Origin of the sequence: Catenuloplanes japonicus (genome assembly GCF_000717135.1) — a bacterium.
Classification (GTDB): domain Bacteria; phylum Actinomycetota; class Actinomycetes; order Mycobacteriales; family Micromonosporaceae; genus Catenuloplanes; species Catenuloplanes japonicus.
Map to the genome: position 1 here is coordinate 26,341 of NZ_JNXY01000039.1, position 12,916 is coordinate 39,256.

14 protein-coding genes are annotated in these 12,916 nt (G+C 72.0%); 8 read left to right on the forward strand and 6 right to left on the reverse strand.

Translation table 11 applies throughout. The annotated features are described in order from the left end of the window. Nucleotides 1–3 precede the first annotated feature (3 nt). From OP04_RS41490 to aroA, 4 genes are all read right to left on the reverse strand, one after another. On the reverse strand, nt 4–900 hold the full coding sequence (locus OP04_RS41490) for a hypothetical protein (RefSeq protein ID WP_033345508.1): 897 nt from the start codon (nt 898–900) through the stop codon (nt 4–6). Between the two features lie 106 nt (nt 901–1,006). Beyond that, complete coding sequence (gene hisN, locus OP04_RS41495; RefSeq protein ID WP_033345509.1) at nt 1,007–1,819, reverse strand: histidinol-phosphatase; 813 nt, start codon at nt 1,817–1,819, stop codon at nt 1,007–1,009. Nucleotides 1,820–1,851: 32 nt separating this feature from the next. Further along, nucleotides 1,852–2,841 (reverse strand): ribosome small subunit-dependent GTPase A, encoded by a 990-nt coding sequence (rsgA, locus tag OP04_RS55050; RefSeq protein ID WP_232323938.1) that lies wholly within the window; start codon nt 2,839–2,841, stop codon nt 1,852–1,854. A gap of 54 nt (nt 2,842–2,895) precedes the next feature. Then, nucleotides 2,896–4,197: a 3-phosphoshikimate 1-carboxyvinyltransferase gene (gene aroA, locus OP04_RS55055; RefSeq protein ID WP_033345510.1), complete on the reverse strand. Its 1,302-nt coding sequence runs from the start codon at nt 4,195–4,197 to the stop codon at nt 2,896–2,898. Nucleotides 4,198–4,286: 89 nt separating this feature from the next. On the opposite strand from aroA, the gene OP04_RS41510 reads away from it, so the two are divergent. The 5 genes from OP04_RS41510 (at nt 4,287) to rsrA (ending at nt 7,412) form a co-directional block, all read left to right on the forward strand. Beyond that, nucleotides 4,287–5,000 (forward strand): SOS response-associated peptidase, encoded by a 714-nt coding sequence (locus tag OP04_RS41510; protein WP_033345511.1) that lies wholly within the window; start codon nt 4,287–4,289, stop codon nt 4,998–5,000. A gap of 200 nt (nt 5,001–5,200) precedes the next feature. Then, nucleotides 5,201–5,602 (forward strand): WhiB family transcriptional regulator, encoded by a 402-nt coding sequence (locus OP04_RS41515; protein ID WP_033345512.1) that lies wholly within the window; start codon nt 5,201–5,203, stop codon nt 5,600–5,602. Between the two features lie 17 nt (nt 5,603–5,619). After that, the gene (locus OP04_RS41520) at nt 5,620–6,225 is read left to right on the forward strand and encodes an alpha/beta hydrolase family protein (protein WP_033345513.1); all 606 of its coding nucleotides are present in this window, start codon (nt 5,620–5,622) and stop codon (nt 6,223–6,225) included. An 82-nt stretch (nt 6,226–6,307) separates the two neighbouring features. Continuing rightward, nucleotides 6,308–7,123: a sigma-70 family RNA polymerase sigma factor gene (locus OP04_RS41525; protein ID WP_051799876.1), complete on the forward strand. Its 816-nt coding sequence runs from the start codon at nt 6,308–6,310 to the stop codon at nt 7,121–7,123. 4 nt (nt 7,124–7,127) lie between these two features. After that, complete coding sequence (gene rsrA, locus OP04_RS41530) at nt 7,128–7,412, forward strand: mycothiol system anti-sigma-R factor (protein ID WP_033345515.1); 285 nt, start codon at nt 7,128–7,130, stop codon at nt 7,410–7,412. 53 nt (nt 7,413–7,465) lie between these two features. Here rsrA and OP04_RS56905 read toward each other — a convergent pair whose 3' ends face one another. After that, a complete protein-coding gene (locus OP04_RS56905; protein ID WP_408606851.1) occupies nt 7,466–7,540 on the reverse strand; it encodes a 50S ribosomal protein bL37 in 75 nt (24 codons plus the stop codon). 115 nt (nt 7,541–7,655) lie between these two features. Here OP04_RS56905 and OP04_RS41535 point away from each other — a divergent pair, with 115 nt between their 5' ends. Next, nucleotides 7,656–7,865, forward strand: a complete 210-nt coding sequence (locus OP04_RS41535) for a biotin/lipoyl-binding carrier protein (protein ID WP_033345516.1) — start codon at nt 7,656–7,658, stop codon at nt 7,863–7,865. Here the strand turns inward: OP04_RS41535 and OP04_RS41540 are convergent. Then, nucleotides 7,855–9,627 carry a tetratricopeptide repeat protein gene (locus OP04_RS41540; RefSeq protein WP_051799877.1) on the reverse strand — a complete coding sequence of 591 codons (1,773 nt, stop codon included), beginning with the start codon at nt 9,625–9,627 and terminating at the stop codon, nt 7,855–7,857. The genes OP04_RS41535 and OP04_RS41540 overlap by 11 nt on opposite strands. A gap of 279 nt (nt 9,628–9,906) precedes the next feature. Here OP04_RS41540 and OP04_RS41545 point away from each other — a divergent pair, with 279 nt between their 5' ends. After that, a complete protein-coding gene (locus OP04_RS41545; protein ID WP_033345626.1) occupies nt 9,907–10,941 on the forward strand; it encodes an SIS domain-containing protein in 1,035 nt (344 codons plus the stop codon). 279 nt (nt 10,942–11,220) lie between these two features. Then, on the forward strand, nt 11,221–12,783 hold the full coding sequence (locus tag OP04_RS41550; protein WP_033345517.1) for a sensor histidine kinase: 1,563 nt from the start codon (nt 11,221–11,223) through the stop codon (nt 12,781–12,783). Nucleotides 12,784–12,916: the final 133 nt, after the last annotated feature.

Consider the following 12,916-nt stretch of genomic DNA (forward strand, 5'->3'; position numbering starts at 1 on the left):
GTTTCAGCTTTGAGATCGCTCTGAGGCGACTTTGAGGGGGACGTAGTTCCCTTTGGGGGCGGGCGGAGGCGTCAGCCGCTTCCGTGCCGGTGAGGTCTCATGGTGGTGCTGTGGCTCGGCGAACCGGGTCAGGCCGATCACCGCGAGCAGCGTGACCACGAATCCGAGCGTGGCCAGCCACTCGCGGCCCGGCCAGATCCGGTCGCCGAGCAGCAGCAGGCCGATGACCGAGGCCGGCACCGCGCCCGCGGCGTCCATCGCGGCGACCGCGGCCGTGGTGGAGCCGCGCTGCATGGCGAGGCCGAGCAGCAGCTGTCCCACGATCGAGTGCACGATCAGGAGGTAGAGCAGCGGGTTGGCCAGGAAGTCGGCCGCGGTGTGCATCGAGGCGAGCGGCCGGGCGGCGACCGCGGCGGCGGAGAACGCGATGCCGGCCAGCGAGCCGAGCGCGACCGAGCCGGGCGCGCCGTGCAGCCGGACCGCGAACGCGCCGATGAAGCCGATGAGCAGCACCGCGACGGCGAGCGCGATCACGCCGGCCGTCGGCAGCGGCCGGGCCGGCGCGGGCTCGGCGGACACGATGAGCGCGGTGATGCCGCCGAACAACACCGTGATCAGGGCTATCTCGGCCTTGGGCAGGCGCCACTTGAGCACGACGACACCGAGCACGGCGGTCACGCCGAGGCCCGCGGCGACGCTCGCCTGCACCAGGAACAGCGGCAGATCACGCCGGGCCAGGAAGGCCAGCACGAACCCGATGACCTGACAACCCAGTCCGACGAGGTATGCCCGGTGGCCGGCCAGCCTCAACAGCAGCCCGGGGTCGAACGTGTGGTGCACCGTCGTCCGGGTCGCCGCGATGGATTGAAGCAGGTTGGCGACGCCGTACGCGATGATCATCGCGCCCAGGAAGCACCATCCAGCCGACATCACCACGCGAGGATAGACCGCCCGTCAGCGTGCTCGCAGTTGCACGGGGGCAACCGGTCACTCGGCCAGGGGATCTTCAAAGCGCGCGGATGCCGGACGACGTGAGCTTCTCCAGCACCTCGGTGTGCAGCCGGCCGTTCGTGGCGACCGCGCTGCCGCCGCCCGGACCGGGCCGCCCGGTGATGTCCGTGAACCGCCCGCCGGCCTCGGTCACGATCGGGACCAGCGCCGCGATGTCCCACAGCGACAGCTCCGGCTCGACCATCGCCTCGACCGCGCCCTCCGCGACCAGCATGTAGCCGTAGAAGTCGCCGTACGCCCGGTTCCGCCAGGTCTGCCGCATGATGTCCAGCATCGGGGCGAGCCGGCCGGACTCCTCCCAGCCCATCAGGTCCGAGTAGCAGAAGCTGGCGTCACCCAGGCGGCTGACACCGGAGACCCGGATCGGCGTGGCCGCGGCCGTGTGCCGTCCCGCGAACGCGCCGTGCCCGGTCGCGGCCCACCAGCGGCGGCCCAGCGCGGGCGCGGAGACCAGGCCGACCACGGGCGTGTCGCCCTCCATCAGCGAGATCAGCGTGGCCCAGACCGGGACGCCGCGGATGAAGTTCTTCGTGCCGTCGATCGGGTCGATGACCCAGCGGCGGGTGCCTATGCCGGCCGCGGCCTCGGTCTGCCCGTACTCCTCGCCGAGCACCGCGTCCCGCGAACGGGTGCGGGCCAGCGTCGCCCGGATCGCCTTCTCCACGGCGGTGTCGGCGTCGGAGACGGGCGTCAGGTCGGGTTTCGCCTCCACGTGCAGGTCCAGCGCGCGGAACCGGGCCATCGAGATGGAGTCCGCGGTGTCGGCGAGCACGTGGGCGAGCGAGAGATCGTCGGCATAGCTGGCCATGGCGGAAAAACTAGCCGATCACGGTGAGCGGCCTAACCTCGGTCGGGCCCTTCCAGCCCGTCGCCGCCCGATCGGGACGACAACAGCCGCCGGTACGACTCCAGCCGTCGCGCGTCCGCGTGCCCCTTCTCCACCCAGGCGGGCAGCGCGCACTCCGGATCCGTCTCCGTGTGCTCGCAGTTCGGCGGGCAGTCGACGGTGCCCTCGACCAGGTCCGGGAAGCCGTGCAGCAGGCTGTCCGCGGAGACCAGCGCCAGCCCGAAGCTGCGCACGCCGGGCGTGTCCACGATCCAGCTCGGCCGCTTCCTGTCGGGCAGCCGGAGCGCGACCGCGCTGGTCGAGGTGTGCCGGCCCTTGCCGATCGCGCTGACGATGCCGACCGCCCGGAACGCGTCCGGGACCAGCCGGTTCACCAGCGTGGACTTGCCCACGCCGGAGTGGCCGACCATCACCGAGACGCGGCCGGCCAGCGCCTTCCGCAGTTCGGTCAGGTCGCCGTCCGGCGCGGAGAGCACGTACGGCAGGTCGAGCTCCGCGTAGTAGCCGAGCACCTCCTCCGGGCCGGCCAGGTCCGCCTTGGTGAGGCAGAGCAGCGGCGTGATGTCCGCGTCGTACGCCGCGACCAGGCACCGGTCGATGAACCCGGTGCGCGGCTGCGGGTCGGCCAGCGCGCTGACGATCACGAGCTGGTCCGCGTTCGCCACCACCACGCGCTCGACGCGGCCCTCGGCCGTGGTGTCGTCGTCGTCCGCGGTGCGGCGCAGCACGGACGTGCGTTCCTGGATGCGTACGATCCGTGCCAGCGAGCCCGCGCTGCCGGAGACGTCGCCGACCAGCCGCACCCGGTCGCCGACCACCACGGACTTGCGGCCCAGCTCGCGGGCACGCATGGCGGTCAGCGGCGCGTCGTCGACCATGCAGGTGTAGCGGCCACGGTCCACCGCGATGACGAAGCCCTCGACGGCGTCGTCGTGCTTCGGGCGGGTACGGGTGCGGGGCCGTGATGACTTGCTCGGTCGGATGCGGACGTCGTCCTCGTCGTACTCCCGCTTCTTGCCGGTCAGCGCGGATCTCCTCTATCGATTGGCCCCGATCATCGACGACCATAGCGCCGGGAACTCGGGCAGCGTCTTCGAGGTACACGCTACGTCGCTCAGTTCCACGCCGGGCACCGCCAGGCCGATCACGGCCGCCGCGTGCGCCATCCGGTGATCGCGGTCGGTGTCGACCACGCCGCCCCGCAGCGGCCGCGGCACGATCCGCAGCCCGTCCGTGAGCTCGGTGACGTCCGCGCCGAGCGTGCCGAGCGCGCGGGCCAGCACCGGCAGCCGGTCGGTCTCGTGCCCGCGGAAGTGACCGATGCCGCGCAGCGTGCTCGGCGAATCCGCCAGCACGGCCAGCGCGGTCAGCACCGGCGCCAGCTCGCTCAGGCCGGACAGGTCCGCGTCCAGCCCGTGCACCCGGCCGCCCCCGCGCACGGTCAGGCCGCCGGTGCCGAGGCGCACGTCCGCGCCCATCTGCCGGAGCAGCTCGCGTAGCTGCTCGACCGGCTGCATGCTGCTGCGCGGCCAGCCCGGCAGCGTCACGGTCCCACCGGTGACCAGCGCGGCCGCGAAGAACGGCAGCGCACTGGACAGGTCCGGCTCGATCTCCCAGCCGCGGCCGGAGAGGCGGCCGGGCGCCACGGTCCACACGTCCGGCGTGGCGTCGTCCACGCCGGCCCCGGCGGAGCGCAGCATCGCGACCGTCATCCGCAGGTGCGGCGCGGCCGGGACCGGCGGCCCGAGGTGCCGGACCGTGATGCCCTCGGCGAACCGTGGCGCGGCCAGCAGCAGGCCGGAGACGAGCTGGCTGGAGGCGGAGGCGTCGATCACCACCTCGCCGCCGTAGACCTCGCCGGTGCCGTGCACGGTCAGCGGCAGCAGGCCGCCGGGGTCGCTCTCCACGCGTACGCCGATGCCGCGCAGCGCCTGGACCAGCGGCCCGAGCGGTCTCCGCCGGGCGAGCGGGTCGCCGTCGAACACGGCCCGCCCCTCGGCGAGGCCGGCGACCGGCGGCAGGAAGCGCATGACGGTGCCGGCCAGGCCCACGTCGATCTCGCCGGCCGCGTGCAGCGGCCCGGGACGGACCACCCAGCGGTCGTCGGCGGCGGTGGAGACGTGCGCGCCGAGCGCGCGCAGTCCGGCGACCATCAGCGCGCTGTCCCGCGCCAGCAGCGGCGAGGCGAGCGTGGACGGGCCGGTCGCGAGCGCGCTGAGCACCAGCGCGCGGTTGGTGACGGACTTGGATCCGGGGAGGTGGACGACGGCGTTGACGGGGCCGGCGGCGGTGGGGGCCTGCCACGGCGTCGGAGGGCGCGTAACGGTCAGTTTCGACACCGTTACAGTCTGACGCGTCCGTCCATTGCCGACCGTCTCTCTCTCGTAGATCGGGAAGAACGTCATACCCGCGGCGTAGCGTGGACCGCATGTGCGGCAGGTATGCGACGACGCGGAGTTCCGTGGACCTCAGCGCGCTATTCGGCGCCGAGGACGAGACCGGCAATCCGATTACCGCGCGATTCAATGTTGCGCCGACGGATCCGGTCCCGATCGTTCGCGTCTCACACCGTCGTGAACTGCGGATTCTGCATACCGCGCGGTGGGGTCTCGTGCCGTCCTGGTCGAAGGATCCGAAGGCCGGCGCCCGCATGATCAATGCGCGTGCCGAGACGGTCGCGACGTCCCGCGCGTTCGCGCCGTCGTTCGCGCGCCGCCGTTGTCTGGTCCCGGCCGACGGCTGGTTCGAGTGGGTCAAGCCGGAGGGCAAGGGCGCCAAGCAGGCGTACTACATGACTCCGTCCGACGGCGGCGAGCTCGCGTTCGCCGGGCTCTGGTCGGTCTGGGGCGAGGGCGACAACAAGCTCCTGACCTGCAGCATCGTCACCACGGCCGCCCGATCCACGCTCGCCGCGGTGCACGACCGCATGCCGCTGCTGATGCCGCCGGACCGCTGGGACGCCTGGCTGGGCGACGGCGCGGAGGCGGATGCGGATTCGCTGCTCACGCCGCCGTCCGACGATTACCTCGCCGGCCTGGAATTGCGGCCGGTCGGCCCGGCCGTCGGTAACGTCCGGAATGACGGTCCTGAACTCATTGCCCCAATTCAAGCTGAAACGCCGGCGACATTGACGCTCTTCTGATCCGGCCGCGCCCACCGGCGGATTTGTCGACTTCTTTGTAAAAAGCTGTGTGCAATTTCCCCGTGTTCGATAGAAACTCTTGCCTGTCCTCCGCAAAGTGCGGTACAACACAGCGCGCGATTGGGGTTACGGGAGTCGCGCCGCTCGACACTGCGCCAGATCGAAGACAGCGTTGCCAGCCCCACGGGGGAGGTGGGTGAATGACACGGGCGCGCATGCCACGCCCGCAAGAGGTCGCCGCAGCTCGCAAGGATCCGCGTCTGCTGCGCGCCCTGGACGAGAGACGGCTGGACGAGGCCTGGCGGACCAGAGGGGTCTGTCAGAGCGTCGATCCGGAGACGTTCTTCCCGGCTCCGAACGAGCCGGCGGATGCGGCCATCGCCATGTGCGGGTCCTGCGACGTGCAGGGCTCGTGTCTGGCGTGGGCGCTGGAGGTGGGGGACTGCCACGGGGTCTGGGGCGGCACGACGCCACGCGAGCGTCGCGCCATGCTCCGGGTCTGGCAGGAGCAGGTGCGTGACGACGAGGAACAGGTCGAGGCGGCAGCCGGCGGCCCGCCCGTGCGGGACAAGCTGCTGACCCTGGTGCCGTTGGGGCGGTGACCGGGGAAGATCACGTCATGAACTCGTTGACGATCGGCACGGCTCGCGGGCCGGCCCGGGTGGATCTCGACCTGCCCGGGGCCGCGCCCGTGAGCCTGCTGGTGCTGGGCCACGGCGCGGGCGGCGGCGTGGACGCGCCGGACCTGCTCGCGCTCCGCGACGCCGCCCTCGACGCCGGCGTGGCCGTGGCCCGGGTGACCCAGCCGTACCGGGTGGCCGGCCGGCGCGCGCCCGCGCCCGCCGGACACCTGGACGAGGCGTTCACCGACGTGGTGCGGCACCTGCGCGCGGAACACCCGGGCCCGCTGCTGCTCGGCGGACGGTCGAGCGGGTCCCGGGTCGCCTGCCGCACCGCCCGCGCGCTGGACGCGGCCGCGATCGTGGCGCTCGCGTTCCCGCTGCACCCGCCCGGCAAGCCGGAGAAGAGCCGCGCGCCGGAGCTGGACACCGGCCTGCCCACGCTGGTGGTCAACGGCGACCGGGACGCGTTCGGCGTGCCGGACGCGGGCGGCACCGTGGAGGTGCTGGTCCGCCCCGGCGAGACGCACGACCTCAAGCGCGACCCGTCCGGCATCGCGGCCGTGGTCGTCGGCTGGCTGACCGGGCACGGCTGGGCCGCCTGAGCCGGAGGTCACTCCGTGGAATGTTGCGCCCCGCCCTGTGGTTACAACCCCCGGATGCAACGAAACGGAAGGGGTGGATCCTGTGCGATCCGCAGTGCGTGACCCAGACCGGGCGGCTTCCGGCACCGACCGCATCAAGGTGCTGCTGAACGGGCCCACGTGGCCTGCCGAGGGTGAATTGTCGGTGTTGACGACTACCGGCCGGGTGACACAGCCGACACCGGACGTTTCCGAATCCATTGCCGGGACTCTCCACGTATCCTCTGCGGGACAGCGGAGGGGAGACAACCGGGTGACCCGAGCGGAGACGACCGACCAACGGCGCGCGCGCTTCGAGCGCGACGCGATGCCGTTCGTCGACCAGTTGTACGCGGCGGGCCTGCGCATGACGCGCAACCCGGCAGACGCCGAAGACCTGGTGCAGGAGACGTTCCTCAAGGCGTTCGCGGCCTTCCACCAGTTCGAGGAGGGTACGAACCTCAAGGCATGGCTGTATCGCATCCTCACGAACACGTACATCAACTCGTACCGTCGCCGGCAGCGTCAGCCGATCCAGGCGCCGACCGAGGAGATCACGGACTGGCAGCTCGCCGAGGCGGAGTCGCACACGTCCAGCGGGCTGAAGTCGGCCGAGACCGAGGCGCTGGACCGGCTGCCGGACAGCGACATCAAGGACGCGCTGCAGCAGCTGCCCGAGGAGTTCCGCCTCGCGGTCTACCTCGCCGACGTGGAAGGCTTCTCCTACAAGGAGATCGCCGACATCATGGGCACGCCGATCGGCACCGTGATGTCCCGGTTGCACCGCGGCCGCAGGAACCTTCGCAAGCTGTTGGAGCGCTACGCTGCGGACCGGGGTTTCAACCGGGCCCCGGAGTCGCCGGCAGCGCAGGAGGTGTGACGCGATGAGTTGCGGCGAGCCACACGAGACGGACTGCAACGAGGTCCTCGACGAGGTCTACCTCTACCTCGACCTGGAGTGCGCGGACGGGCGCCGCGAGGTCATCCGCGAGCACCTGGACGAGTGCTCGCCCTGCCTCCGGGAGTTCGGCATCGAGCAGGAGGTGAAGGCGCTGGTCTCCCGGTGCTGCGGCGACGAGACCGCGCCCGAGGAGCTGCGTACCCGCCTCCGGGCGAAGCTCGGCGAGCTGTCCGTGGAGGCCGGCACCCGGGAATACCTGCCGGACTGACCCGGCCAGCCAAAAAAGCCGCCGTCCGTACGGACGGCGGCTTTTTCGTGTCTTCAGCTGTTGGGGCGCTTGCCGTGGTTCGCGCCGCTCTTCTTACGGGCCTTCTTCTTGCGGGACTTCTTAGCCATGCGAAGCCCTCCTCTCCATCGTCGGATCCGCCACTGATGGTAGTTGGCCAGCCAGCCCGGCCTGCGCGCGCCCGCGTCATGGTTGGATGGGTTAACGACGGCTAAGGAGGACCGGATGTCCGAGATTCACGCTGAGATGGTGGCCAACGTGTGGAAGGTCGTGGTGGCGGAGGGCGACACCGTCAGCGACGGGGACACCCTGGTCATCCTGGAGTCGATGAAGATGGAGATTCCGGTCGTCGCGGAGGACGACGGCGTGGTGACGCTGAAGGTGGCCGAGGGCGACGTGGTCCAGGAGGGCGACCTGATCGCGGTCATCGCCTGAACAGGCGCCGGAGGAAACCGGCCTTGCGCCGCGGCGGGGCCGGCGGCGCCTCCACCGGACGCTCCGCCGCGACGATCGACCGCGCCATCAGTTCGGTCTTCGCGTCCAGCTCCGGCGTGCTCAGCGCGAGCTGCGCCACCGACCAGGCGATCGTGACCGGGCGCTGCCGCACCACGACCGCGATGTCGGCCAGCCGCTCGCGCATCAGCACGGCCACGTCCGCACGCACCTCCGGCGACACCCACGCGGCCGTGACCAGTGCGAACAGGGCGGCTTCGGTGATCCAGTCCTCCACGCCCCAGGCCAGCTCGACCAGGACGCGCCGCCGGGTGCTGGTCTCCCACGGCTCGTCCGTGCGGTGGTGCAGCAGGCCGAGGCAGGCCCAGACCTGCACGCTGCGCACCCAGAGTGACGGATCGTGGGTGGCGAGCGCGGCGCCCAGCTCCGTGCCGGGCGGCGCCGGCGGGTGCACCAGCAACGCCAGCAGATCGTCCATCTCCAGCAGCGCGAGCGCCACGGCGGCGTCGTAGGCGGCCGGCGGGTGCGGCCAGGCCGGCAGCGCGATCTGCCGGATCCGCTCGGCCGCGGCCTCGGACGGCTCACGCAACGCGGGCATCGCGTCCGTGTCGAAGAACTCCCAGACCGACTTCGCACCGGTACGCCGCGGGTGCCGGATGTCCGGCGCCGGCACCTTCTCCACGACCACGGCCATGTCCGGCAGCGCGGCGCTGACCGTGCGCATCGCGGACGGCGGCTCCAGGTTGCTCAGCCGCAGCCGCCCGCCGGTGATCGGCCCCTCGGTCTCCAGCATCTGCCGCAGCACGTTGATCACCGCCTCGCCCGCGGCCGGCAGCCGGCCCAGCCACGGCCGGTCCTGACAGCACTCGGCCAGGTCGGTGTGCTCGTGCGAGTCGTCCGGGTGGTGGCGCTGGAAGTCGGCGAGCGCGACCAGGTGCGAGAGCTTCCCGTCGCGGCGGTAGCGCAGCCGGTGCGCGGTGTGCACGGCGCAGTCGAACTCCGCGTCCCGGCTGAGCGCGTCGTCTATCCACCGGATCGCCTCGTCGAGCTGCCCGTTGTCCGCGAGCGTGCCGGCGATGTCGGCGTAGACGGAGAGGTCGGCGGGGTCGTGCGCCACGGCCCGGCGGAGCGCGGCGATGGACTCCTTGGTGCGGCCGGCGCTGCGGAACGCGTACCCCAGCCAGACCTCGCCCAGCTTCGACGGGCTCACCCGCACGCCGCGCTGCGCCCAGTCGATCGCGATCGCGGTCTCGCCCATCCGGCGGGCCAGCGCGGACGCGGCGCCGAGCAGCAGCGCGTGCCGGGGGTGCGCCTGCACCGCGTGCTTGGCGAGCCGCAGGTAGGGCAGCAGCGGGCCGCGCTGATCGTCCGGCACCGGGTCGGGCACGCCGGCGCACACCTGCATGATCGTGCGGGCCAGCTGGTCGGGGTCGATGCGGGTGGCCAGCTCCGGGTCGGAGACCCACGGCACGCCGGCCCAGTCCACGGTCGGGACGTGCCCGGTCGCGGCCGCCAGCAACTCCAGCGCCTCGCCGGGCTTGCCGGCCGCGGCCAGCAGATGTCCGCGCGCCACCACGGCGCCGATGAACACGTGGTCACCGATCGGGTAGAGGTCGAGTGCGCCGCCGGTGCGGGCCGCGAGCTTCGCGAGCACCTCGTGGACCTCGGGCATGGTCGGCGCGTGTACGAGCGCCCCGGCCACGTGATCCGCGGCATGCCCGAAGTCCGCCTCGTCGAGCGCCATCCGAGCCAGGGCGAGTTCGCCCTCCGCGGAGAGGCGTGGGTCGCCTATCCCCTCACTCAAAGCCTTATGTCCCTTGTTAAGGCGTATGTCCCGCTCGTTGATCGTTACCCCTGAACCGCAGCCTATGGCACATCGGGCCCCACGTATCTACCCCGGCCGCTGTTGCTCAGATCGTTGCGAAGTAGCGCGTTTTCGTGCAGCATTGAGCACGAACTGATCATCCTGTGTGCGTTCGGTGAATAGGAGCAGACAATGCCTGAGGTGCAGCCCGGGGCCGGCATGGCCGCCGACATCGCGGAGCAGCCGGCCGGCATCGCCCGTCTGCTCGAAGCCCCCCACGCGGACGCGATCGCCTCGATCGCCGCCGTCGTCGCCGCCCGCAAGCCGAAGCACGTCGTCTTCGTCGGGCGCGGCACGTCCGACCACGCCGCGCTCTACGGCGCCTACCTCACCGAGATCCGGCTCGGGCTCCCGGCCAGCAGCTCCTCGCCCAGCGCGATCACCGTCTTCGGCGCCCGCCCCGACCTCTCGCACGCGCTGGTCATCGGCGTCAGCCAGAGCGGCGGCTCGCCCGACCTCACCGAGGTGATGCGGGTCGCCCGCGCGTCCGGCGCGCTCACCGTCGCGATCGTCAACGTGCCGGACTCGCCGCTCGCGCACGCGGCCGAGCACGTGATCGACGTCGCGGCCGGGCACGAGCGCGCGGTCGCGGCCACCAAGTCCTACGTGGCGGAGCTGCAGGCGCTGCTCATGCTGATCGAGGGCATCCGCGCCGGCGACGGTGTGCTGCCCGCCGAGGAGCGCGCGGTGCTGGAGTCGCTGCCCGCGCACGCGGAGCGGGTGCTCGCGGACCGGACCGCCACCGAGCTCGCGGCGCGCTACCGCTTCGCGGCACGCATCCTCACCACGGGCCGGGGGTACGCGTACCCGACCGCCCGTGAGGCCGCGCTCAAGCTGATGGAGACCTGCTACCTGCCGTCGCTGTCGTTCTCCGGCGCGGACCTGATGCACGGCCCGCTCGCGCTCGCCGACCCGGACGTGCCGGTCCTCGCGGTGGTCGGCTCCGGCTCCGGCGGCGCCTCGATGAGCGAGGTGCTCGGCCGCCTCACCGAGCGCAAGGCGGACGTGGTGGCGATCGGCTCCCGCGAGGTCCCCGGCGCCACCGCCCGGATCCTCATCCCGGAGCTGGACGAGCGCCACGCCCCGCTGCTCGACATCCTGCCCGCCCAGCAGCTCGCCCTGGCCCTCGCCGTCGCCCGCGGCGAGGACCCCGACGCCCCCCGCGGCCTCAAAAAAGTCACCGCCACTTTGTAGTTCGGTCGTCGCAGGCCAGCCATGCGGGCTCTTGGAAGTTTCCCCCGGCCACGGCGAAACCCGGCCACCCACGTGAGGCGCGGGCGACCAGAGACGGCGGGCAAATTTTCGGACATGCTCTTCGTCCGAAAGTTTGCCTGTCGTCGCCGGGAGTGGCGCCGAGCCCGGAGGAGCGAAGCGACGACCAGAAACACAACGCCGAGCCCGGAGGAGCGAAGCGACGACCAGAAACACAACGCCGAGCCCGGAGGAGCGAAGCGACGACCATAGACTGAGCGCGTGTCCACGCTGCGCGATCTTGTAGAGGAGCACACCAAGCTCTCCTCCACCGACATCGATCATCTGCACCGGCTCGCCGGCGACTGGCAGTTGTTGTCCGATCTCTCGTTCGCCGACCTGCTGCTCTGGGTGGCGGTCGGCGGTGGGAGCACGGTGCGGTCCTTCCTGTGCGTGGCCCAGGTGCGGCCGACGACCGGGCCCACGGCGTACCAGGACGACCAGGTCGGCCGGGTCATCGGCGGCGCCGAGGTCGCCCACCTGGTCATCGCCCACCACCAGGGCCGCATCTGGCGCGAGGGCGACCCGGTCTGGTACGGCGAGACCCCGGCCCGCCACGAGGCGATCCCGGTCCGCACCCGGGACGCGGACGGCGAGCCCGGCGAGGTCATCGCGATCATCGGCCGGGACACCAACCTCTCCACCGCACGCACGCCGAGCCAGCTGGAACTGAACTACCTCACCACCGCGGACGACCTGGCGCAGATGGTGGCGGACGGCACGTTCCCGCCGGCCCGGCACCCGGGCGAGACCTCGTCCGCGCCGCGCGTCGGCGACGGCCTGGTCCGGATGGCGGCCAGCGGCCGGGTCACCTACGCCAGCCCGAACGCGCAGTCCGCGTACCGCCGGCTGGGTTTCTCCTCGCACCTGGTCGGCGAGGACCTGCCGGCGCTGACCGGCCGGCTCGCCCGCGACCCGCTGGACGGCACGGACATCACCGCGAAGATGCTGTCCGCGCTGCGTGGCGAGGCGCCGGCCCGTCGCGAGATGGAGGCGCGCGGCGCCACCGTGCTGCTGCGCGCGCTGCCGCTGATGCCGGCCGGCGTCCCGATCGGCGCGCTGGTGCTGGTCCGCGACGTCACCGAGGTCCGCCGCCGGGACCGTGCGCTGGTCACCAAGGACGCCACGATCCGGGAGATCCACCACCGGGTGAAGAACAATCTGCAGACCGTGGCCGCGCTGCTGCGCCTGCAGGCCCGCCGGGTGGACAGCGTGGCCGCGAAGGCCGCGCTGGAGGAGTCCGTGCGCCGCGTCGCGTCGATCGCGCTGGTGCACGAGACGCTCTCCATGTCCGGCAACGAGACCGTGGAGTTCGACGGCATCCTGGACCGGGTCGCCACCGGCGCCACCGAGGTCGCGGCCACGGACTTCACGGTCGCGATCCGCCGCGAGGGCAGCTTCGGCGTGCTCCCCGCCGAGACCGCCACCAGCCTGGTCATGGTGCTCAACGAGCTGCTGATCAACGCGGTCGAGCACGGCTTCCCCGCGAAGGAGGAGGACCCGGCGGACCCGGGCGCGCTCACCGTCCCCGAGGGCAGCGCGGAGCCGGTCGGCGAGGTGGTGGTCACCGTGCAGCGGCAGCGCAAACAGCTGCTGATCACGGTCGCGGACAACGGCCAGGGCCTGCCCGAGGGCTTCGTCGACGGCCGCGACGGCCGCCTCGGCCTCCAGATCGTCCGCTCGCTCGCCACCGGCGAACTCCGCGGCACCATCGAACTCCGCAACCGCGACGGCGGCGGCACCGAAGCCCTCCTCACCGTTCCCCTCGGCAAACCCGACGCCTAGCGGGTGTTCCACGGGCCCCGCGCATCTCCAAGATCGGGGCAGGCGCAGCCGGCCGGCGGTTCCGTCGCACGACGCGGGAAGATCAAGATCAAATTCATTTTCCCGCTTCCGGCGTGGTGCGGCAGCGTTGCTC